The organism is Halosimplex yunnanense (genome assembly GCF_054504345.1).
The window spans coordinates 514336-535662 of the sequence record NZ_JBTJEL010000037.1 but is presented as its reverse complement, the minus strand read 5'-3'; the positions used below and the strand labels follow the sequence as shown (position 1 = coordinate 535662).

The 21327-nt window shown below is 64.7% G+C and carries 14 protein-coding genes; 7 read left to right on the top strand and 7 right to left on the bottom strand.

Annotated features, from left to right (window positions below):
- Positions 1-72 precede the first annotated feature (72 nt).
- Entirely contained in the window at positions 73-1323 is a 1251-nt protein-coding gene (locus AB2U09_RS21525; protein ID WP_459194803.1) for an orc1/cdc6 family replication initiation protein, read from the bottom strand.
- Positions 1324-2498: 1175 nt separating this feature from the next.
- Here AB2U09_RS21525 and AB2U09_RS21520 point away from each other — a divergent pair.
- On the top strand, positions 2499-3158 hold the full coding sequence (locus tag AB2U09_RS21520; RefSeq protein WP_459194802.1) for a GNAT family N-acetyltransferase: 660 nt from the start codon (positions 2499-2501) through the stop codon (positions 3156-3158).
- Positions 3159-3310: 152 nt separating this feature from the next.
- Here AB2U09_RS21520 and AB2U09_RS21515 read toward each other — a convergent pair whose 3' ends face one another.
- Positions 3311-3883: a DoxX family membrane protein gene (locus tag AB2U09_RS21515; RefSeq protein WP_459194801.1), complete on the bottom strand. Its 573-nt coding sequence runs from the start codon at positions 3881-3883 to the stop codon at positions 3311-3313.
- Between the two features lie 172 nt (positions 3884-4055).
- The gene (locus AB2U09_RS21510) at positions 4056-5234 is read right to left on the bottom strand and encodes a tubulin/FtsZ family protein (RefSeq protein ID WP_459194800.1); all 1179 of its coding nucleotides are present in this window, start codon (positions 5232-5234) and stop codon (positions 4056-4058) included.
- Between the two features lie 287 nt (positions 5235-5521).
- Between AB2U09_RS21510 and AB2U09_RS21505 the strand changes: the two genes are divergently transcribed.
- Entirely contained in the window at positions 5522-6475 is a 954-nt protein-coding gene (locus AB2U09_RS21505) for a hypothetical protein (RefSeq protein WP_459194799.1), read from the top strand.
- A 60-nt stretch (positions 6476-6535) separates the two neighbouring features.
- Here AB2U09_RS21505 and AB2U09_RS21500 read toward each other — a convergent pair whose 3' ends face one another.
- Positions 6536-6958, bottom strand: coding sequence for a hypothetical protein (locus tag AB2U09_RS21500; protein WP_459194798.1), 423 nt, complete (start codon positions 6956-6958; stop codon positions 6536-6538).
- Positions 6959-7171: 213 nt separating this feature from the next.
- On the opposite strand from AB2U09_RS21500, the gene AB2U09_RS21495 reads away from it, so the two are divergent.
- Positions 7172-9664 carry a hypothetical protein gene (locus AB2U09_RS21495; protein WP_459194797.1) on the top strand — a complete coding sequence of 831 codons (2493 nt, stop codon included), beginning with the start codon at positions 7172-7174 and terminating at the stop codon, positions 9662-9664.
- A 129-nt stretch (positions 9665-9793) separates the two neighbouring features.
- Here the strand turns inward: AB2U09_RS21495 and AB2U09_RS21490 are convergent, their stop codons facing one another.
- Together AB2U09_RS21490 and AB2U09_RS21485 are read right to left on the bottom strand one after the other, a co-directional pair.
- On the bottom strand, positions 9794-11029 hold the full coding sequence (locus AB2U09_RS21490) for an iron-containing alcohol dehydrogenase family protein (RefSeq protein WP_459194796.1): 1236 nt from the start codon (positions 11027-11029) through the stop codon (positions 9794-9796).
- Between the two features lie 738 nt (positions 11030-11767).
- Entirely contained in the window at positions 11768-13912 is a 2145-nt protein-coding gene (locus tag AB2U09_RS21485; protein ID WP_459194795.1) for an ABC transporter substrate-binding protein, read from the bottom strand.
- Between the two features lie 1002 nt (positions 13913-14914).
- On the opposite strand from AB2U09_RS21485, the gene gfo6 reads away from it, so the two are divergent.
- Positions 14915-15982: a D-xylose 1-dehydrogenase Gfo6 gene (gfo6, locus tag AB2U09_RS21480; protein ID WP_459194794.1), complete on the top strand. Its 1068-nt coding sequence runs from the start codon at positions 14915-14917 to the stop codon at positions 15980-15982.
- A gap of 29 nt (positions 15983-16011) precedes the next feature.
- On the opposite strand, the gene AB2U09_RS21475 is transcribed toward gfo6, so the two are convergent.
- Complete coding sequence (locus tag AB2U09_RS21475) at positions 16012-17187, bottom strand: mandelate racemase/muconate lactonizing enzyme family protein (RefSeq protein WP_459194793.1); 1176 nt, start codon at positions 17185-17187, stop codon at positions 16012-16014.
- 117 nt (positions 17188-17304) lie between these two features.
- On the opposite strand from AB2U09_RS21475, the gene AB2U09_RS21470 reads away from it, so the two are divergent.
- From AB2U09_RS21470 to AB2U09_RS21460, 3 genes are all read left to right on the top strand, one after another.
- Positions 17305-18066 carry an IclR family transcriptional regulator gene (locus AB2U09_RS21470; protein ID WP_459194792.1) on the top strand — a complete coding sequence of 254 codons (762 nt, stop codon included), beginning with the start codon at positions 17305-17307 and terminating at the stop codon, positions 18064-18066.
- Positions 18067-18260: 194 nt separating this feature from the next.
- Positions 18261-19130 carry a fumarylacetoacetate hydrolase family protein gene (locus tag AB2U09_RS21465; RefSeq protein ID WP_459194791.1) on the top strand — a complete coding sequence of 290 codons (870 nt, stop codon included), beginning with the start codon at positions 18261-18263 and terminating at the stop codon, positions 19128-19130.
- A 128-nt stretch (positions 19131-19258) separates the two neighbouring features.
- A complete protein-coding gene (locus AB2U09_RS21460; protein WP_459194790.1) occupies positions 19259-20755 on the top strand; it encodes an alpha-N-arabinofuranosidase in 1497 nt (498 codons plus the stop codon).
- Positions 20756-21327 lie beyond the last annotated feature (572 nt).

Here is a 21327-nt window from a genome sequence, read left to right as displayed (position 1 = left end):
CTCTCGGTCGGTGCATGTCCGCAGTTCAGGAACGTGGATAGCGGATAGACGGCGGGCGACAGCGCCGAACGGTTACTGCTCGACGTCGACCTGTGCCGGGTTCGGATCCATCTTGAACACGACGCTCGGCTCCCAGAGCAGGCGGTGTTCCTTGTAGGTCCCCTTGCCCATGCCACCGTGTTCCTGATTGGACTCGGTGACCTCGAGGAAGGCGAGTTCGCTGAGCAGTCCCCGGATGGAGTCGGTCGTCAGGTCGTCGGCGCCTTCGGCGTCGCAGACCTTCTGGTAGACGTCGTAGATGACGGTCGTCCGGAACCAGTCCTGATCCTCCGACGTGTTCGCGGTGAGATTCGCGAGGGCGTAGAGGACGTATTTGCTGTGGGGCGGGAGCCCGGCGATGAGTTCCTTCAGCCGCTCGACTTCCGCCTGTTCCTGGGCCCGTTCGAGGTGGCTCTCGGTCACCTCGGCGATGCCGTTGTTCTTCGCGTAGTCGCCGGCGTGGCGAAGCAGGCGGATCGCCTTGCGCGCGTCGCCGTGGCGCTGGGCGGCGAGGGCGGCGGTCTTCGGGATGACGCCGGCGTTCAGGACGTCGTCGCGGAATGCGTCGCGCCGATTCTCGAGGATCTGTCGGAGCTGTTCGCCGTCGTACGGGTCGAAGATGAACTCGTTGTGACCGAGGCTGCTCTTGACGCGCTCGGTCATCTGCTCGCGGAAGTTGACCTTGTTCGAGATAGAGATGATGCCGATGGGAACGTCGACCTTCCCCGCTTCGCGGGCCCGCGAGAGCAACATCAGGACGTTGTCGTCGCCGAGCCGGTCGACCTCGTCGAGGGTGATGAGCGCCGCGTCGTACTCCCGGTCGAGGATCTCCCAGAGGCGATTGTAATACTCGTTCGTCGAGATGCCCCGTGTCGGGATGCGAACGCCGGTCTCGGGGGTGTTGATCCCCTCGGCGATGGTCTGGATGGTATCGGCCTCCCCCTTCGCCTGGGCGCAGTCGACGGTCACGGTGGCGAGGCGCTTGTCGCGGCGTTCGGCCTCGTTGCGGGCGCGCTCCATGACGTGATTCGCGACGAGGGACTTGCCCGAACCGGTCTTCCCGTAGAGGATCACCGAGTTCGGCGGCGAGCCGGTCACGGCCGGGCCGACTTCGTTGGCGAGATCGCGGATGTGCTCGTCGCGACCGACGATCCGGGTCTCGTCCGGAACGTGGTCGATGTTGAGCAACTCGCGGTTGGCGAAGATCGTATCGTCACCGCCCTCGTCCACTGACTGGAACAGCTCGTCCCCCTCCGCCGCGCCCGCGTTCCGACGCTCCTGCATGAGTTTCCTGTTCGGTGGCCCGCTGAAAAATGTTTCCACTACACTCCGAGTTAGTTACCCGGTAGTACGAGCTATCGTTCAGGATACGCGCAGGTCCGCGATAACTCCGAAGTCGGTTCTCCCCCAGTAGATTCCGAGTTAGCGGACGCAGACTCCTCGTCCGAACATGTGCCGATTGCCAAACGGGGCAAGTGAACCGGGATCGGGACTGGACGTTCGTCGGTCAGGGGAGCGTCCACACCTCACCGCTCGGTGTCACGACGCCCACACCGGCACGGGCACACCGGATTCCGAGTTACGAATCGAACGACTGCGAAGAGACACCCGGATTCGGAGACACACACCGGATTCCGAGTTAGTTCTCGCCAGTCTCCGTTCTCGGGCAGATCCAATCGGTCGTGCTCAACCGCGGTAGATCGCTATCGAGTCGTCGGTGGATCCGGTTCGGCCAGCACGGACACCCAATTCCGAGTTAGTTCGCGGGTGACCGTCGGGTTCTGCGAGAACTTTCCCAGAAGTTGCGATCCGCCGGACGGGGAGACCGCTGACACCGGACACACACCGGATTCCGAGTTAGTCCGGCAAATCGTCAGGGGGCGAATCAAGCGGACACACACCTGATTCCGAGTTAGTTTGATGACAGCACTGGGTATCAGGGAGAGAGCCACGTCGCCATCCATCGGGACGGTTACGGTTCTCAGTACCGCCAATCACTCACTATACCTCCAGTTACTCACTAGGCTGTGTCACTAACTAAACTGCATCACGAGAGATGCGTCCTGATCTCAATCAACTATTCTAGTCTCGATCTTCCACTGTCTCAACCGTCCACCATTCCACTACGCTACTACAACTAGAAACTAGCTGCTAGTCTAGTTCTAGAGCGAACACACCTCGTTCCGAGTTAGTTCACACGCCACAGGGACCCTCTCCCCAACCGAACCCCCCACTAACTCGGAATCAGGTGTGTGTCTCCCTCCGCCCATCTAACTGTCCCGCCGGAACTGTTCCATCGGGACAGTCAGAAGCCAGTCCCACTCGCGATTAGCCCCGTTCGTTACCGGGTTCGTCACAGAATCGTTCCGTATTGCGCCTCCGTGTCGTCGTTCTCGGGTATTCTCGCACATTGAGAGCGCGCTCGCTCTCTTATCCGATCCAACGACCGAGACTGAAGTATGAGCGACATCGGCAGGACGTGTTCGTACTGGTCGCCGGCGGACTGCGAAGGGTCGAGACACTGTCCGCCACGATGTCCCCGCTTCATCGACGCCGAGGGAGACCACTGGGTCGTTCGTCCGCCGACAGCCGACGACCGTGACGCCCTCGTCGAAATGTACGACGACTTCGCGCCCGGCGAGCGCGCGCAGGGGCTCCCTCCACACACCCGATCCCGGATCGAGGACTGGGTCGACGACTGTCTCGAACGGGGGTGTAACTTCGTCGTTACCAGTGACGACAGAGTCGTCGGACACGCCCTATACACGCCGACAGACGACCCCGAACCGGAGTTCGCGGTCTTCGTCCACCAGGACTACCAGCACCGCGGCGTCGGCACCGAAGTGAGCAAACACGTCCTCGCGGCCGCGTCCATCGCAAACCGCGACGCGCTCACTCTCGTGGTCGAGCCGCACAACCGCGCTGCGCGTGAGCTGTACGATACGCTCGGCTTCGAGACGGTCGGGGAGCCGTCCTACGACCGGACCGGCCGACCGACGGGCGTCCTCCGGATGCGTCGACCCTTCGACTCGCCGGACGATACCGTCGCGCTGCGACAGCCGCCCCTGGTGCGTGGTGATATGCCGCGACCCGGATCGGACCCGGCAGCCTCCGACTGATTCGGACGGACTCTCCATCGAGTGCATCTGCTCCGAAACCCGATCGGGAAGACGTCACAATAGGGCACAGAGAACTGCGGACAGCGAGGCCGGAATCGCGGTAGCTGTGGGCGTAAGTACGGGAGAAATGGATCAGCCGAGTGAGTCGGCCGTCATCCGAGAACGTATTCGAGGACGGGATAGCGCTCGACGAGCGACTGGCCGCCGACCTCGTAGTTCTCGATCCAGGCGTCGAGCCCGAGGATGCGACCGGCGCCGAAGGCGGCGACCGCGAGGAACACGAGCATGTACGCGAAGTCCCCGTTGATGACGCCGTGGGCGACGTCCCAGTTCCCGAAGTAGAACATGAACATCATCAGGGCGCCGAACAGGGCCGCGAGGCGGACCAGCGCGCCGACGAGCAGCCCGAGGCCGATGAGCAATTCACCGTACGGGACCGCGACGTTGGCGAACTCGACGAACCACGGCGTCGACCCCATCCACGCGAACATACCCGCGAGGGGGTTGCCGTTCGTCGCCGCGCTGTAAGTGAGGTACCCGCCGGAGTCGAACCCGCCCGCGGCGATCTTCGTGAACCCCGAGTAGGCGAACGCCCAGCCCATCATCAGACGGAGCGAGAGCACGAACCACGCGGACAGGCTGTGGGCGCGGCCGCCGACCGTGTAGCCGCCGATAGTGCTCTGGAACGTGTTGCGAGTGTCTGGGGAGGTAGTTGCTGCGGTCATGGTAGACGGAAGAGAACTTCCTATCTCTATAGACGATGGATGGGGTAATAAATTAATATGTATATGCGGTAGCATGGTTCTCGATAAGTTATAGAGATTATTACAGCGGTACCGCCGAGCCTCCGTCGCTTCGGCGTGCCCGCCGGCAATACCCGGGCAACGAGGACCGAAATCAGTACAGCGGTGCGATCTCCTCGGCGCCCTCGTTGAGCAACCGGTCGAGGTTGTCCTCGCGTTCGGACTGCAGCTGGTCGATGTTCTCCCGGGCCTCGATGGCGACCTGCTGGAGTTCCTTGACTCGTGGGACCTTGTGGACGCCGGAGAACAGGACGGCGCTGGCGACCCGTCCTGATTCGGGAAGGGGATAGTCGCCGCCGCGGACCTCCATGCTCCCGGTCTCCTCCTCCAGCCACGACCGGCCGCGCTCGATTCCCTTTCGATTGAGATGCGCAGGGGGACCACCGACAACGAGCAGCGAGCGCTCCGTTCCCGACAGGTCACAGGGGAGCGTCAGTCTGCCGAGCGCGGCCTTCCGGACAAGCGAGGTGATCCGATTGGTCGTGTTCGCTTCTCCCATGTCGTCGACGGCGCCGTCGTCGCCGCCGAAACACGAGAGGAGCCCGTCGTCGGTTCGATCGACCGTCTCGGAGGCGAATCCGACGGTCGAGACGCCGCCGCCGTCGAGCGTGTTGATGATCTCCGAGGAGTCGACGACGCTCTCGGCGACCTGCTCGTTGCCGACGGTCTCGCCGGCGCCGAACAGCATCCCGAACCGGCGCACGATCTCCCCGTTGATCTGGTCGTACCCGCCCGCCATCGACTCACCCGTCTGGCGCCACGCGTCGTTGTCGAACACGAGCACGTTGTCCGTCTCGCGCACGAACGTCTGGAACGAGCGGGCGGCGTTGAGCGTGTAGATGCCGCCCTCGTCGGCCGCCGGGAGGATCCCGAGGCCGAACACGGGCTCGGTGTAGATGCGCTTGAGGTGCTTGGCGAGCACCGGCGCGCCGCCGCTGCCGGTCCCGCCGCCGAGCCCCGCGACGATCAGGAACGCGTCGACCTCGTGGACCGGAATCTCGTCGAGGGCGCTCTGGACCTCGCCGATGTCCTGCTCGGCGATCTCCGCGCCGAGTTCGTTGTCCGCGCCGACGCCGTGGCCCTTCACGCGTGCCTGCCCGATGAGAACGCGATTGTCAGGGGGAACGTTCTCCAGTCCGCGGAGGTCCGTCTTCGCCGTGTTGACTGCGACGGGGGAACTGAAGATGTCCAGTCCCGTCCGCCGCTCGTAATCGACGAACTCGTCGACGATCTTGCCGCCCGCCTGTCCGAAGCCGATGAGTGCTACTTTCATGGTTTCCTCGTGACGGGGGTCAGTGGTCGACTCGCCGACCACGGTAAGCCCTCGATAGCCCGACGCCGACTTCGCCCCGTGTCGCTTCGGACACTCGGTCGACACGTGTATTGTTATGCGTCGTATTACCCGCGCCCGGCTGTCGAACCAGAAACGCCCGATCGCCGGATCCGGACGGGACCACGCTCGTCGAGCGACAGCGAGCCGCGCTGTTCGCCCGCGAATCGCGGGGACAAACCGTCGACGGCCGCACGGATTTACGCGTGGGGCCCCTACGGCAGAGTGCCATGAGCCACGGAGACGCCAGCCACGAGCCAGTCGACGAGCGCACCGAGAGCGGCCAGCAGCGCGATTCGAAAGGGGGCGAGGGAGCGGCCGGGACGCTGTCGAAATACGTCCGGAGGGGCGCCCGTTCGGGTGCGATCGCTGGGGTCAGCGGCGGTGCGACGGTGCTTCGGGGGATCCGTTCAATTCGGGCCGGTGACCGCGCTCGCGGCTTGCGGCGGCTCGTCGTCGGCGCCGGACTCCTCGCCGTCGCCGCCGTGCAGCGGCGTTCGGGTCGCGATCGGGGAGAACGGATCGACATCGACCAGTCGGACGTCGTCGAGACGAGCCCCGACCTCGAGAGTGTAGTAGACGAATCCAGCGCCGAACCCGCCCACGCCAGCGGTGACGAGGCGTCGTCGGTCGTCGAAACCGGCCCCGACATCGAGGACGCAGTCGAAGACGAGTCCGTCGAGTCCGGAACGGACGCGGAGTCGGGTTCGACCACTGAACCCGAAACAACAGACACGACCGAGACCGAAGACGCGGCGACCGAAACCGAGGAATCAGCAGCGGAGGCCGCGCCGCTGGCGGACGACCGGCTGGGCGAGGCGGCCTTCGACGAGGAGAGCAATCGGGTGCCGGCCCCCCAGCGGGCGTTCAATCAGGAGTTCCTCTCGATGAACGCCGAGGTGGTCTGGGGGATCCGCGACGACGACGCGGTCGTCGTCTCGCAACTGTTCGACCCGATCGAGGACGGCGACGACGTCCGGTACGTCGCCAGCACGCAGGTCGACGAGAACCGTCTCGTCACTATCCCCGACGAGGTGCTCGACCACTGGGAGACCGTCTCCGAAGGTGCCGGCGTCGTCGGCGGCGACGACATCGTCTTCGCGACGAGCGACGAACTGGCCGCAGACGAACAGTTGCTCGTCGTGCCCGCCGCGTGGGCCGAGGAGGTTATCGCCGACGCCTGACGGTCGGAGTCGCCCGTATCGGCTCGCGAAAGCGCCGTCGGCCCCCTGTTTCTGCACCCGTCAGTTCTCCCGGAACTGCGTTCCGGTCGCCCCCTCCGGCGGAGTGGCTTCGACCCAGTTCGACTCGTCGAGAACGAACCGGGAGGCGACGGCGGCGACCCGTCTGGCCGTCTGCTCGCGGCCGAACAGGGAGATGCTCCCCAGCGACGCGCCGACGCTCTTGCTCGCCTCGCGGGTCGGGAGCGCGGGGTCGCCGACCAGATCCTCTAGTTCGCGGGTGAGTCTCTCGTCGAGTTCCTTTCGAGCGGGTTTCGAAAGCTCGCTTCCCGCCGGCAGGAGGTCGTAGGTGACCGCGTACCCCTCCTCGTAGCGCTCGACGGCGAAAAACGGCGTCTCTTCGCGCTCCGCGCGCTCGTACTCGGCGTCCCGGGTCGCCTGATCCTCGTAACACGGGACCTCGGACGGCTCGTATCCCTCTGTCACACCAGTAACTTCGCACCTCGTTACCATAAATATCGTGTGAGGTCGCGGGGATCGAGGCCACTTTTGAAAGCTGGCCCCACCTATGCGAACGGATCCGGAATATTGGCCGCAGTGACACTCATTTCCGGCAGTTCTCCGATATCGGCCGATGACTAAAGGCGCCGTTTGAGTAAGCGAAACCTACTACGTAGTTGCGTGATTCAGATCGGTTACATGCCCCGATCGGAAACGACGACAGCCTGCCTGCTGGCCGCACTGATGGTCGCCGGCACCCTCGCAGCGGTGGTGCCGGCCGGTGCGGCCCCGGCAGGGCCCTCCAGTCCGTCGGCCGCCCAGGCCGACGCGCAGTCGGATAGTCCGTATGGAGACATCGTCCCACAGACGACGGTCGAGACAGACGACGGAGCGACCATCGTCGGTGGCGTCGAAATCCCGGAGAATTACAGCGTTCGGGCCGTTCCCCGGACGATCAACGGGTCGATCGCACGCGTCGAAGACGACCGACTCGCGTGGGAGCAGACGTTCTCGACGACGAACGCGAGCACGCAGGTCAGCTCCGTCGCCGTCGGAGACAACGGCGACGTCTTCGCGCTCGTCACGACCCAGGCCCGCCAGTCCGAGACCTACCCGCCCGAGACGACCGTCGAGGTCGTCCACCTCACCAGCGACGGTGACGTGACGTGGCGCAACGAACTGAACGCGAGCGCGCAGACGACGTCCGCGACCGGCGGTGAAACGCTACGTGCGACCGACCAGGGCGTCGCGGTGGCGTACGGCCTGCCCGGCGGTGACGGCGTTCGCCTGGCCGAGATCGCAGGCGGCAACGCGATCTGGAGCGAGACGTACGACCTCGCGGCGACCCCGGCGTCGCTCCGGACGACCGAGGACGGCTTCCTCGTGGCCGGGACCGTCGGCTACTCGAACCCATGGGTCCTCCGGACCGGCAAGTCCGGTCAGGTGCAGTTCAACAGCACGGTTCGCGGGGCCGTCGACCAGCGGGTGGTCGGCGCAGTCCCGACCGACGACGGCGGCGCGCTCCTCGCTGGCACCCAGACTAGCTTCGGAGGGTCCCACAGCACGAACACGTGGGTCAGCCGCGTCGACGACGACGGCGTCACTCGCTGGAGTCGCATCTACGGCGTCGGCAACGAGAGTCGCGTCCGGGGAGTCTACCCCCATCGAACCGGCGTGCTCCTGTTCGAACAGGGCCAGGGAGGCCTCAGCGGTGAAACCGAAATCGGAGTCCGCGGCGTCGACGACGACGGCAGTCAGCTGTTCGCCGAGACCGCCGCGTTCAACGGCTCGGTGACCGCAGCCCAGTACACCGGCGACGAGATGCGACTCGTCGGCGTGACCGGACTACTAACCGAGCGCCTCGAGGCCACCACGTCGACGCTCGACGTGCCCAACCGCGGCTCGGTCGACCGTGGCGGCCTCAGCGCCGACGCGGACGTCACGTCGAACGAGTCGGTCTACCGCGGACAGAACATCCGGTTCGCCGACCGCGGCGCCCGCGGCGACACCTACGACCTCGTCCGACTGCCCGGGGAACGGGACGACTTCGACGCCCAGGTGGTCCGCCGCGTCGACTTCGACGACGGCGAGGCGGTCCTCGAATCGGCGACGCTGCCCGCTGGCGAGTACGTCCTGCGCAACGCCGACGGCGAGGCGCTCGTCCTCGACGACGGCCGCGTGGTCGACACCGGCAGCGTCGACGACGCCGCGTTCGAACTCGACAGCCAGGACTTCTTCCACCTCGACACCAACCGTACGTTCGTCGACGCGGCGGCGGGCGAGAACCGCGTCTCGCTCTCGCTGCACTCGGAACGTCCCGACTACGTCCTGCACGCGTCGGTCGAGGACCACGCGGACGAATCGGTCTCCGCCGACGAACTCCGCGGCGCCTTCGACGACGTCGATACCTTCACCGGCGTCGAACGCGTCCGCGGTCGCCCCGTCGCGACCTTCGAAGTCAGCGGCGACGTCAACATGAACGCCTCGGCGGCGGCCTTCGACGCCGGACTCTACGAGGTCGAAGTCAGCGTCCCGGACACCGCCGAGGCCGGTGGGTCCGCGACGGGCCGACTCGTCGTCGCTCAGGACGCCAACCGCACCGTCGGGCTCTCGCTGAACGAGTCGTCGCTGACCGTCCCCACCGACGGTGAAGCGCGAACCAACCTCTCGCTGTCGGGCGTCGACAACGGCATCACGGCGCTGTCTCTCTCCGCGAACCGTACCGGCGACCCGGCCGTCTGGCCGGACATCGAACTGCAGATCAACGCGTCGCGTCTCTCCGCCAGCGCCGGCGGGAGTTCGGACCGCGCCGAGGCTTCCGCCACGGCGTTCGACGGTGAGACCCGCAACGGGACCGTCGAAGTCGGAACCTTCGGCGTCGAGACGGACACCTTCGGCAACGAGCCGGTGACGACCGGGAACAACACGATCACGCTCCGCGTCGACTGGGTCGTCGACGAGGACGGAACTCCCTACGCCGTCCCCGACCCGATCACGGTGCCGGTCGAAGTCGTCGAGTCGACTAACGAGACTACCGGCGACGACCCCGGCGAGGGCGGCGTGAACGTCCGCGGCGGCAGCGACGACGACACCGCCAGTGACGAGAGCGGCGACGATACCGCTAGCGCCGAAAGTGCGGGCAGTGAGGGTAGCTCGTCCGGGAACGAGACGGCCGCCGCAGCGGCGGAGTAAGTACCGTCGGCAGTCGCTACCCAACGGTAGCCACCGACACCGAACCCACGCGACCGCACACTACTCTTTTCGAACGTTCGTCTCATCCCACTCGCCCAATCGGCGACGAACCGAATCCCCTGATCTCGGTCACCACGCCGCGTCGAGGACCGCTTCGATGTCGGACGTCGTCGGGTCGAGCCCCGCGGGTGTGCCGTTCATCAGACTGTCGTCCCGGACTTCCGCGGCGATAGCGGGGAAATCGTCCCGGGAGAGCCCGTCTATCGCACGCAGCCGCGAGGGAAGTTTCAGGTCGTCCCTGACCGACGCGACCGCGTCGACGACTCGCTCGGCGAGTTCCCCGTCGTCGGCGCTCGCATCGTCCACGTCGAACGCCTTCGCGAGCAAGGCGCGCCGCCCGTCGACCTCGTCGAAGACGTACCGGAGGACGTGGGGCGCGAGAACGCCGTGGACCGTTCCCTGATGGGCATCGTAGTCGTGGGAGAAGCCGTGGCCGAACGCGTGGATGATCGACGCCCGGTAGGTCCCCGGCGTCGAGATGCCGTACTGCGCGAGGACGACCCCCGCGACGGCGTCGTACAGTTTCGCCTCGTCCATCGACGCCTCCGGGAGCGTCTCGAATCCCGACTGCATGAGCGACAGCGCCCGCATCGCGGTGCCGTCGGTCACGGGCGTCCGGTACCGGGAGTAGAGGCACTCGACGGCCTTGTCGAAGCCGTTCATCGCCGAGGCGCAGAGCACGCCCTTCGGCGTCGACTCGAACAGCGCCGGATCGTAGCACAGCGCCGTCGGCATCAGCCGCCGGTCGCCGACCGACCCGTTCGGTATCTCCCGATCCGGTCGCCCGGTCGGGTCCAGTGTGAGACCGACGCCCGCGATGACCGACAGGTCGGCGCCGGCCAGCGTCGTCGGGACGGCCACGATCGGCGTCGGATCGCCGTCAGGAGCGACGGCCACTTCCCCGGATTCGAGCGCTCGGTCCGCGGCGGCGTCGACGTCGTCGTGGCTCGTCAGCGCGCTGATCACCTTCGCCACGTCGAGGCTGCTCCCGCTTCCGACGGCGACGAGCGCGTCGATCCCGTCCGATTTGACCCGCCGGGCGCCGTCGAGACCCGTCCGCAGGTACTTCGCCGGCGTCGTCTCGTCGAAGACCCCCGCGAGTCGGTCGCCGAGTCCCGCTTCGACCGGGTCCATCACGTCCCTGTTCGCTCCGACGTTCGAACCGGTGACGACGAGCGCGTCCGCCAGGCCACGGTCAGCGAGTATCGATTCGAGGCCGGCTACGCACTCCCGAGCGCACCGGAGTTCGCCCGGATCGTAGTCGAACGTGAATCCGCGCTCGGAACCGCGCTCTTCGACCGTCATACAGTCGAATTCGGCCGATCCACTCATAAGTCCACCGAGCCGAACGGTCCGAGCGGTGCTCACGGCCTGTCGCCCGCATGCGAATCGCCTTCCGGATTCGACCGGTAGTAGAAACGGTTTTCCGGTTCCACGAGACAGCAACTGCCAGTACGGTGTCCGGTCGTCAGCAACGAGGGATCTATCACCGGTACGCCCGCAATCTTGCACGTGGCCACTGCCGTATTGTCTGAGAAACACATATAAGATCCATTTTATTACAAAATATTTACCAATTTAACGAGCAGTGAAAAGTAGTGGTATAGATGGCCTGTATCGGGCCATACCAAGACAACGAAGAAGTAAGGTCCGTTCTCTATTTTCAGCTACGAATTTCAAAATAACCGCTATAGATTAACAGAGGGGTACTATAAACAGTATTCAGGGCCCGCGACCCAAAATTCGTATAAGCAATCAATTATTAGATGGGTTTCCGATTGAGTCATCGTTCTTAGTCAAACAATCCACCGCTCCAATTAGCCCGGAGGGGAGATAACTAGGGGTCGCCCAGTCGCACCGCTGGGCAGTTCGGTCGGCAAGGAGTGCTGGGGCCCGAACCGGTGCGCCGAATCGGCGCGACGGCCGGAGACCCCAAATGGAAGCAGATAACAGCGATGTGGCCGACGTGGAGGGGTCAGGCCAGGGGTCGAACCGCAGGCGGCGACTGGCGAGCGGGTCGCCGCCGAGCCGGAGTCGGCCGGCTTATTCCGGCGGTTCGAACTCGGTGTTGTAGCTGGCTTCGGTCAGGCCGCCGAGGAGGAGGGCGGAGCTGATGCCGAAGCCGCGCTCGTAGTCGAATCCGCGGTGGCTCGCGTCCGGCCACTCGAAGTCGCGGACGTTGCCCCACGCGCCCCAGTTGTACTGGTGGAACACGAAGTGGGGGAGGTAGTAGTTGTAATACCGGGCGCATTTCCGGTACAGTTCCTGCAGCTGTTCCTCGGACGTCTCGGGAGCGCGGATGTCGTAGACGATCTCGGCCAGATTGATCTCTTCGCCGTCCGAGAGATCGGGGTTGACGCCGGCTTCGTCGGGGGCTTCGATGGAACCGACCTCCGAGGGGACCTGGACCTGGAGCGGCTTGCCCTGAGAGTCCCGCTCGGTGTCGCGATCGACCCGTTCGGTGGGCGATTCCTCTTTGCCCATGACGATGGTCCCGGCGAAGGTCCCGGCCGTACTGTTGTAGTACGAGAACGGGTTGGTGTACCCGTGCCAGAAGATCGAGGAGTCGTAGTTGAGGCCGTCCTCGGCGTTGAGGTTGCTCTGCCAGCTCGACCAGCCCTGACTGCTGAAGTTGACGCCGAAGCCGATCTCCGCCAGGTTCGCTTTGATCGTCTGGGCGGCGCCGGCGTAGTCGGCGATGGCGGACGGATAGATGACGTCGATGCTGGCGGTGTTGCCGTTGGGGCCGACCCACTGGCCGCCCTGCTTGCTGTAGCCGCCGCGTCGGAGGTATTCCTCGGCCGCTTCGTAGTCGGACTCGACCGGCCAACTGTGGAGGCTATCGAGGAAGTCGTTCGAGAACGCCGCCTGCGACTGGGCGTCGAGCAGGTACGTGTGGTTCTCGATCGGCACGGACCGTTCGGCACCCCAGCCGTTCGCACCGGCGGTCGACCAGTCGACGGCGGCCACGAGCGCGCGGCGCACCCAGAGATTCTGCAGGTGCTCGTTGTGCCAGTTGAGCCGCCACTTGTCACCGCCGGTCGAACGCAGCCAGCGGGTCAGCTCCTGCATGTGGTCCGGCAGGCTTTCACGCGGGAAGAGGCTGTTCGGCGCGACGATGTTCCCGTTGAGGTCGAGCGAGCCGTTGCCGGCGAGGGTCTGTCGGCGGTCGCCCTCGCCCCACATGAGGACGAGTTTCGAGACGTTGGTGTTGGCGGCGTTGGGGTGTGCAACTTCCGTGTCCCCGTTGCTGGCTGCGGCCTCGTCGCGAAGGCGAAGCGTGAGTCGAGCGGACCCGATGTCGTCCTCGGAGCGAAGTTCGTAGGGACCGCTCCCCCAGCCGTTTTCCATCAGGCGTTCGAGCGAGATACGGTCGCTCGTGAGGTCGTCAGTGATCGACTGGACCTCCTCGGCCGACGTGGCGTCCTGATACTGTTCGAGATACGGCCGCGTGAAGTCCGGGTGCAGCGGCATGTCGCCGTCGTTCGGCGCCGCGTCGGCTTCGAGGATGTGTCGGGCCTGCGGGTTATCTTCGAGCTTGCCGCTGCCGTCCGCGTTCCACCAGTGGTACTCCCACTGGCTGTTCGCCTCGTTCTGGAACGCCGTTTCCTCGTTGAACTTGTTCCCGTTCTGGAAGTAGTGGACGTGGTCGTGGATCTCCCGCGCCTCGGCGTCGAAGGGGTCGCCGTTCCAGAAGGTTGCGCGGTCGTCGTGGGACTCGTAGACGTCGTAGGGCGGCTCGATCTCGTAGTCCGTGTACCACGTCATGATCGAGACGCTGTCCTTGCCGGGCTTCCACGGCGTCTCGATCTCGAGCCCGCTGTAGAACAGCTCGCCCGTGTGGACGTTCCGGAGGGCGTGGAGATCTGTCATGAAGCCCATGCCGGTCGTGTTGTCCTGGGGCGCCCAGAGGTTCGCGTCGAACACGTCGGGCGAGTTCGCCTGGAAGATCCGGATCTCGTCAGTCACCGGCTCGCCTTCCGGCGTTGGCTCGGCGGTGTCCGTCGAGTCGCCGGACCCGGAAGCCGTTCCCGCCGGCGTCTCCGTCGGCGTCTCCTCCGGTGCGGCCGTCGTCCCGTCTCCACCCTGCGACGGACAGCCAGCGAGGCCGGTGATACCGACACCGGCCAGCAACTGTGCATACTGCCGTCGCGACAATCGGTCGCGCAGGTTGTCATACTCCCGCATAGTAACCACCTTCATCGCATTCTATATAAATGTTACTTACTAATTCATCGGCGCGTCGGCGCCTCTCGCCGGGGATCCGCGCGCGAGTGCGATCATCTCCGTGTGACGAGGCGGTCTCCAGCGTGACTGGCCTGTCCGCACTGCAGGTATCGAACCCGCTTCCGAACCGTGCGAAAACTCCGGTGGGCCAGTCAGCGCGATCGATAAAACGTCCCATCCCCGAAGAACTGATCAGTCCTCGTTCGGACGATCCGTAGCCACTCGTTCGGCTATCCACGGCCCGTTACAGGTCGACCGAGACATTTCCACTGCCCGTATCTGTCCAGTTGTTCAGGCCTACTATCCATATATAAATGCATTCTATACCGATCTGTGTCCCACCTTATGAAACGGTATCGAGGGTCGGCCCCGAGGTCGAAATATCTGTTTCTGCAAATACCGGGCCAAATGCCGGAGATTAGGTCACGATTACACGCCTATGACCGTAATAATCGGTCCTGTTCAAATCCGTGACGAGCGCTACCGAACGGCAGTCTGTTTCATAATATGGCACCAACTGCTGACCGTCGAGTCAGCTTTCGCGATCTCGGTGTGCAGTTACCCGCTGACCGAACAAGTGGTACTGTTCACTACGCGCCGGCCAGAAACGGTAATCTCGGATAGGCACGAAATACAGGAGAAGAGGCTCTCTCCCTCGATATCCCGAGCCCGGGATCGCTTCTAACGCGCGCGACGGACTGCAGCAAAACTACGGAGAGAGTCACCCACAACTCGCGTATTGCCGCCTCTCATAGCACTCCGTATCGCCGTGGATCCCTCGGAGGACCCGCTACACTGGGGAGATAATCCCGAATCCGGAATTACATCGCTACAACTGTAATCCCGTTTGTGGAGTCGGAAGTCAGTGCGAATCTGATCCGAGTATATCGGATCCATGATGCACAGTGGGACCGAGTCGCAGGAGCCACATTTATGTCGGCAGTCGTGGATCGGTCACACGGTATGTCGACATCGCTGTTCGATTACGATCCGAGAGACTGGGAAACCGGGGCGGACGGGACCGTTCGGTTCGCGCTGGTGGGAATCGGCTGGTGGACAAGCGAGTACGTCCTCCCGGCGATCGACGAGCTCGACAACTGCACGACGACTACCGTCGTCAGCAGCTCTACCGAAAAGACCGACCGCGTCCGCGAGGAGTACGACACCGTCGAACACGGCCTGACCTACGACGAGTTCGCCGATGGCGAGGCCGCAGACGCTTACGACGCGGTCTACGTCTGCACGCCCAACGCGACTCACCTCGAACACGTCGAGGCGGCGGCGCGCAACGGCAAGGCCGTCCTCTGCGAGAAGCCGATGGAAGCGACCGTCGAGCGCGCGGAGTCACTCGTCGAAGCCTGCGAAGACCACGACGCCCCGCTGATGATCGCCTACCGGATGCACACCGAACCCGCAGTCCGTCGGGCGCGGGAACTCGTCCGCGACGGCGTCATCGGCGAACCGCAGCTCGTCCACGGCGAGAACTCCCAGCCGCTCCTCGAGATGATCGAGAACCCCGACCAGTGGCGGCTGAACCCGGACCTGACCGGCTATGGTACCTCCGTGATGGACCTCGGTATCTACCCGCTGAACACCGCGCGGTTCATCCTCGACGCCGACCCCGTGCAGGTACAGTCCACGATGGCCTCCGAACACGAGGCCTTCGACGAGGTCCCCGACGAGGTCGCGACGTTCTCCGTCGTCTTCGACGACGGCACCCACGCCGCGTGCACGTCCTCGCAGAACGGTCACGACCACACGCGCCTGGAGATCGTCGGCACCGAGGGCCGAATCGAACTGGAACCGGCCTTCCACATGGAGACCTCGCTGACCGTCGCGCAGGGCGACACGACGGTGGACGTCGAGACCGAGCAGGTCGACCAGATGGCCGAGGAGTTCGACTACTTCGCCCAGAAACTCCTCGCCGACGAGCCGCTCTACGCGGACGGCGAGCACGGGCTCGTGGACATGAAAGCGATCGCGGCGATCCACGAGGCTGCGGAGTCGGGCGAGACGGTCGACGTCGAATAAAAAAAGCCGCTTCGGGGTTTTCTACGCGATTACCGCAGTTCGTCGGCGCGCTTCTCCCAGTCCTCTTCCCAGAGGTCGATGGTGTGGACCGAGTCCTCGGTGTACTCGTGCTTCTCGACGACGTCCATGTCCAGCTCGATGCCGAAGCCGGGACCCTCGGGCACCTGGATGTACCCGTCTTCGACCTCGAGCGGATCCACGAGCAGCTCGTCGACCCAGTCCTCGTCGTAGGTCTGGAACATCTCCTGGATGCGGAAGTTCGGGATCGAGGTGCAGAAGTGCGAGTAGATGGCGCCGGCGACCGGGCCCTGCGGGTTGTGCGGCGCGATGTCGACGTGGTCGGCCTCCGCGAGACCGGCGATCTTCTTGCCTTCCGTGATACCGCCCGTGTTCATCAGGTCGGGCTGGAAGACATCGATGTCCGTGCGCGTGACCAGGTCGAAGAACTCGTGTTTGGTCATGTGGCGCTCGCCGGTCACGACCGGGATCGGCGACTTTTCGGCGACCTCGCGCAGGCTGTTGATCGAGTCCGGGGGGCACGGCTCCTCGTACCAGGCCGGGTCGAACTGGTCGAGTTTGCGCGCGATGTCGACCGCCTGACTGGCGGAGAAGCGGCCGTGACACTCGATGAGCAGGTCGACATCCGGGCCGACGGCCTCTCGGACGGCGCCCACGATGTCGACGGCGTGGTTCTTCTCCTCGGTGGTCATCGACTGCCACGCGGTCCCGAACGGGTCGAACTTCATCGCGTCGTAGCCGTCGTCGACGACCTGTTCGGCGGCGCGGGCGAACCCTTCCGGCTCGCCGTCGGCGTCGGTGTACCAGCCGTTTGCGTAGGCGCGAAGCTCGGTGCCGTGCATAGCGCCGCCCAGCAGCTCGTAGACGGGCTTGTCCAGCACCTTGCCCTTGATGTCCCAGCAGGCCATGTCGACCGCCGAGACGACGGTCGTGTTGATGACGTTCTTGGAGAACCACTCGTTGCGGTACATCTCCAGCCAGAGGGCCTCGGTGTCGAACGGGTCGCGGCCGATGAAGAAGTCCTTCATCTCCTCGATGGCCGCCACGACCGTCCGGGGCTTGTCGTGGGTCGTCGCTTCCGCGATGCCGGTGACGCCCGCGTCCGTGTGCAGACGGACGAAGACCCACGGCTTCCACGGATTCGCTACTAAGTGTGTCTCGACGTCGGTAATTTCTACGTCCGACATGGTTGAACTCCTCCCGACCAATATATTAAAGATACCGGTGGAGACCGAACGAGTGCGGTTCGCCGGCCATCCGACGTTGTCGGACGATTAATGTAGGTCCGGCCCCGTGGTATCGGTATGCACGTCGAACGGGACCCGCCGATCAAGTCCACCGCGACGAGCCTCGACGTCATCGAGACGGTCCACGAGTTGGGCGGGGCGACGCTCCCCGAAATCGTCGACCAGTTCGACAAGCCGAGAAGTACCGTCCACGACCACCTGAAGACGCTCACCGAAGCCGGCTACCTCGTCAAAGACGACCGCACGTTCCGCGTCAGCGTCCGTTTTCTCAACCTCGGCGGGCGCGCACGCGCGCAATCACAGTTTTTTCAGGTCGCCGAGGGCGAGGTCCGGCAGCTCGCGAGCGACACCGGCGAGCACGCGAACCTGATGATCGAGGAGAACGGCCGCGGCATCTTCCTCTACAAGGTCAAGGGGTCGCGCTCTGTCAACCTCGACACCTACGAGGGGATGGAAGTCGACCTGCACACGACGGCGATGGGCAAGGCGATCCTCGCATGGGTGAGCGAGAGTCGCCGCGACGAAATCATCGAAGAGCGCGGCCTCGAACCGGTGACGAGCCGGACGATCACTGACCGCGACGAACTGGAGGAGAACCTCGAGACCATCCGGGAGCGAGGCTACGCTATCGACAACGAGGAGCGCGTCGAGGGGGTCCGCTGTGTCGCTGCCCCGATCGTCACCGACGACCGAGTCGTCGGCGCGGTGAGCGTCTCGGCGCCCAAGAGCCGCATGAACGGCGAACGCTTCGAGGAGACCATCCCCTCGGAGGTCCTCAGTACCGCGAACATCATCGAAGTCAATCTCCAGCACGCCTGATCCGACGATTCCGGATACGCCTTGTCTCACTTCCCCACGGTACCGATCGGCACTGTCCGACCACTCGATCCCAACAGTTCGCTTCCAGTCTGCAAGGTCTCCGCGCTGCCAGCCGACGGTGTTGTCGACACAGTGGTCCCCTACACAACGCCGGCAACACAATCTTTATAATTGAGAACTGACCATGAGGGACTATGCGTTACTATCGCATCGAGCGAGGGGAATCTCGGTCGCTGATCGCCGAAGACGACTCCGCCGCGTACGATCTCACGTCGACTGAATCCGCACCGACGTCGTTTCTCGAACTCGCCTCGGCCGCATCGCTGACGGACGAGTCCGTCGACGACGTGGCCCGCGGCCTCATCGAGGAGGCGCCGACAATCGAGCTCTCGACGGTCCGCGAGCACCTCATCCGCCCGATCGACCCCGACGAGATCTGGGGTGCGGGCGTCACCTACGCCATCAGCCAGGAGTCCCGCGAGGACGAGGGCGGACTCGCCGAGGCGTACCTGAACGCCTACGAGGCCGACCGCCCCGAGGTGTACTTCAAGGCGACGCCGAGCCGGACCGTCGGCCCGAACGAGACGGTCGGGATCCGCGGCGACTCCGACTGGGACGTCCCCGAGCCCGAGATGACGATCATCCTCTACGAGGACGAGATCGTCGGCTACACCGTCGGCAACGACATGTGTAGCCGCTCTATCGAGCGCGACAACCTCCTCTACCTGCCCCAGAGCAAGATCTACGCGAAGAGCTGCGCCATCGGCCCCTGCATCGCGACGGACGAGGCCATCGGCGACCCGCTCGACGTCGAGATGAACATGGAGATCCTCCGCGACGGCGACACCGTCTTCGCGGACTCCACCTCGACCAGCGAGATGGTCCGGACCTGCGAGGAACTGGTCGACTACTACACCCGCTACAACGAAGTCCCCGAGTCGACCGCGCTGCTCACCGGCACCTGCATCATCCCGCCGGACGACGTGACCCTCGAGGAAGACGACGAGATCCACATCGAGATCGAGAACGTCGGGACCCTCGAGAACACCGTCGAGCAACTGTAGACCGCGACCGGCGCGGTCACGACTTCCGTCTGTCCCATCCCGAGCGGCGTCTCTGCCGCCGATGCCGGCCATCTGTGCCGCTCGGACCGATCAATTTATACTGCGGCCTTTGAATATCATACTCCTGTATGGCAAACGCTCGCGTCACAGTTCACACAGAGGCAGGTATCGACCGTATCGAGCCCGAACTCCACGGGCACTTCGCCGAACATCTCGGGCGCTGTATCTACGACGGCATCTACACCGACGACTCCGTCGACGAGGAGGGCTTCCGCGAGGACGTCGTCGAACTGCTCGACGAACTGGAGATGCCGGTGCTGCGCTGGCCCGGCGGCTGTTTCGCCGACGACTACCAGTGGGAGGACGGCATCGGTCCGCAGGAGGAGCGACCGCGCCGCCGGAACCTCTTCTGGGGCCAGGGCCGCGAGATGATCCCCGAGGAGTCCAACCGCTTCGGGACCCACGAGTTCCTCGAGTTCTGCGAGCGTGTCGACACCGAGCCGTACCTCGCCGCCAACGTCGGCTCCGGTGACCCGCAGGAAGCGGCCGACTGGGTCGAGTACGTCAACTACGACGGCGACACGACGCTCGCCGACCGCCGCCGCGAGAACGGCCGTGAAGAGCCCTTCGACGTCAAGTACTGGGGTCTCGGCAACGAGAACTGGGGCTGTGGTGGGCAGATGGATCCCGAGCAGTACGCCCGGGAGTACCGCCGCTTCGCCACCTACGTCGGCACTCAGTCCGCGCACATGCTCGACTACGACCTCGATCTCATCGCCTGCGGGTTCGAGGGCCACGACTGGAACCACCAGTTCATGGAGGAAGTCGGCGGCACGCCGTGGGGCGTCGAGTACCCGCTCGACCACCTGACGCTGCACCACTACTACGGCCGCACGATGACCGTCTCCGAGTCCGACGAGGACGACTACGACCAGTTCCTCGTCGAGGCGCTGGAGATGGACCACCACATCGAGCGCCTGGCTTCGGCCATCAACGCCTTCGCGTCCACGCGCGACATCGGCGTCATCATCGACGAGTGGGGCTCGTGGCACCCCGAGGCCCAGGGCGGAACCGGCCTCGAACAGCCCGGGACGGTCCTCGACGCGCTGTCGGCCGCCGCCGTGCTGGACATCTTCAACCACCACGCGGACGTGATGACGATGTCCAACATCGCCCAGACGGTCAACGTCCTGCAGTGTCTCGTCGAGACCGACGGCGACGACGCCTTCGCCCGGCCGACCTACCGCGTCTACGACCTCTACAAGCCCCACAAGGGCAACGAGGCCGTCACCACCTCGATCGACGCGCCGACCCGCGAGGTCGACGACGAGGAACTGCCGCTCGTCGGCGCCTCCGCCTCGGTCGACGACGACGGCTCGGTGTTCGTCAGCGCGACGAACCTCGACACCCGCGCCGCTCATACCGTCGAGTTCACTGTCGAGGACGCCACCGGTGACGACGTCGACGCCCAGGTCCTCTTCGAGGGCCAGGAGCCGGACGTGGAAGTCGACGCCGACAACGCCGACGCGTTCGCCGCCGCCGAGCTCGACGTGAGCGTCGACAACGACGGCACCATCACCGCCGAACTCGAACCGGCCACAGTCGCCGGCATCTCCGTCGAGTAACGCGGTCCCAATCGGGCACCCCGCCCGGACGCCGCTGTCATGGATACATCGCGGCCGATACCTCCGCCGTCTTCCGTTTTTCTCCCGCTCTCCGCGTGGTCTGTGAGCGACCGACACTCGTTCGTACGCGGCAGGTCTGCCGATTTCACTGTGTCCCGACCTGTCAGTCGGTCGCACTGCTTGTGCCCGGTGGAACTCGACGCAGACTTGTCGACCTGATTCGACTGTTCGACATTCACAGCGAAGGCCGAGCGCTACTACCGGTTCATCTACGGAGATCGGTCCTCTCGTCCAGCGTCAGTGAGCCAGAACGCCCGTTCGCCGGCCGTGAGCGTCGCTGCGGTTCGAACGGACACGATCCGTCGGGCGATCCGGATCGTGAGCGCCACGAGCACGCGGCCGCCGAGGATTCGAGCGGTATTTTCGATTACCTGTCTGACCACACAGTAATACAGTGAGGGAACATTCCGGTGCCGTCCTGCGGTCACCCCTTCAGATCCGGACGGCGGGACGGAACTGACCTCCACCACGTAATGTACGCCCGGTCTGGGAGAGTTCGCCGATCCGGTGGT

Bases quoted from the DNA above. Each gene is read 5' to 3' on its own strand.
- AB2U09_RS21525 (WP_459194803.1), bottom strand. From the start codon at position 1,323: ATGCAGGAGCGTCGGAACGCGGGCGCGGCGGAGGGGGACGAGCTGTTC.
- AB2U09_RS21520 (WP_459194802.1), top strand. From the start codon at position 2,499: ATGAGCGACATCGGCAGGACGTGTTCGTACTGGTCGCCGGCGGACTGC.
- AB2U09_RS21515 (WP_459194801.1), bottom strand. From the start codon at position 3,883: ATGACCGCAGCAACTACCTCCCCAGACACTCGCAACACGTTCCAGAGC.
- AB2U09_RS21510 (WP_459194800.1), bottom strand. From the start codon at position 5,234: ATGAAAGTAGCACTCATCGGCTTCGGACAGGCGGGCGGCAAGATCGTC.
- AB2U09_RS21505 (WP_459194799.1), top strand. From the start codon at position 5,522: ATGAGCCACGGAGACGCCAGCCACGAGCCAGTCGACGAGCGCACCGAG.
- AB2U09_RS21495 (WP_459194797.1), top strand. From the start codon at position 7,172: ATGCCCCGATCGGAAACGACGACAGCCTGCCTGCTGGCCGCACTGATG.
- AB2U09_RS21490 (WP_459194796.1), bottom strand. From the start codon at position 11,029: ATGACGGTCGAAGAGCGCGGTTCCGAGCGCGGATTCACGTTCGACTAC.
- AB2U09_RS21485 (WP_459194795.1), bottom strand. From the start codon at position 13,912: ATGCGGGAGTATGACAACCTGCGCGACCGATTGTCGCGACGGCAGTAT.
- gfo6 (WP_459194794.1), top strand. From the start codon at position 14,915: ATGTCGACATCGCTGTTCGATTACGATCCGAGAGACTGGGAAACCGGG.
- AB2U09_RS21475 (WP_459194793.1), bottom strand. From the start codon at position 17,187: ATGTCGGACGTAGAAATTACCGACGTCGAGACACACTTAGTAGCGAAT.
- AB2U09_RS21470 (WP_459194792.1), top strand. From the start codon at position 17,305: ATGCACGTCGAACGGGACCCGCCGATCAAGTCCACCGCGACGAGCCTC.
- AB2U09_RS21465 (WP_459194791.1), top strand. From the start codon at position 18,261: ATGCGTTACTATCGCATCGAGCGAGGGGAATCTCGGTCGCTGATCGCC.
- AB2U09_RS21460 (WP_459194790.1), top strand. From the start codon at position 19,259: ATGGCAAACGCTCGCGTCACAGTTCACACAGAGGCAGGTATCGACCGT.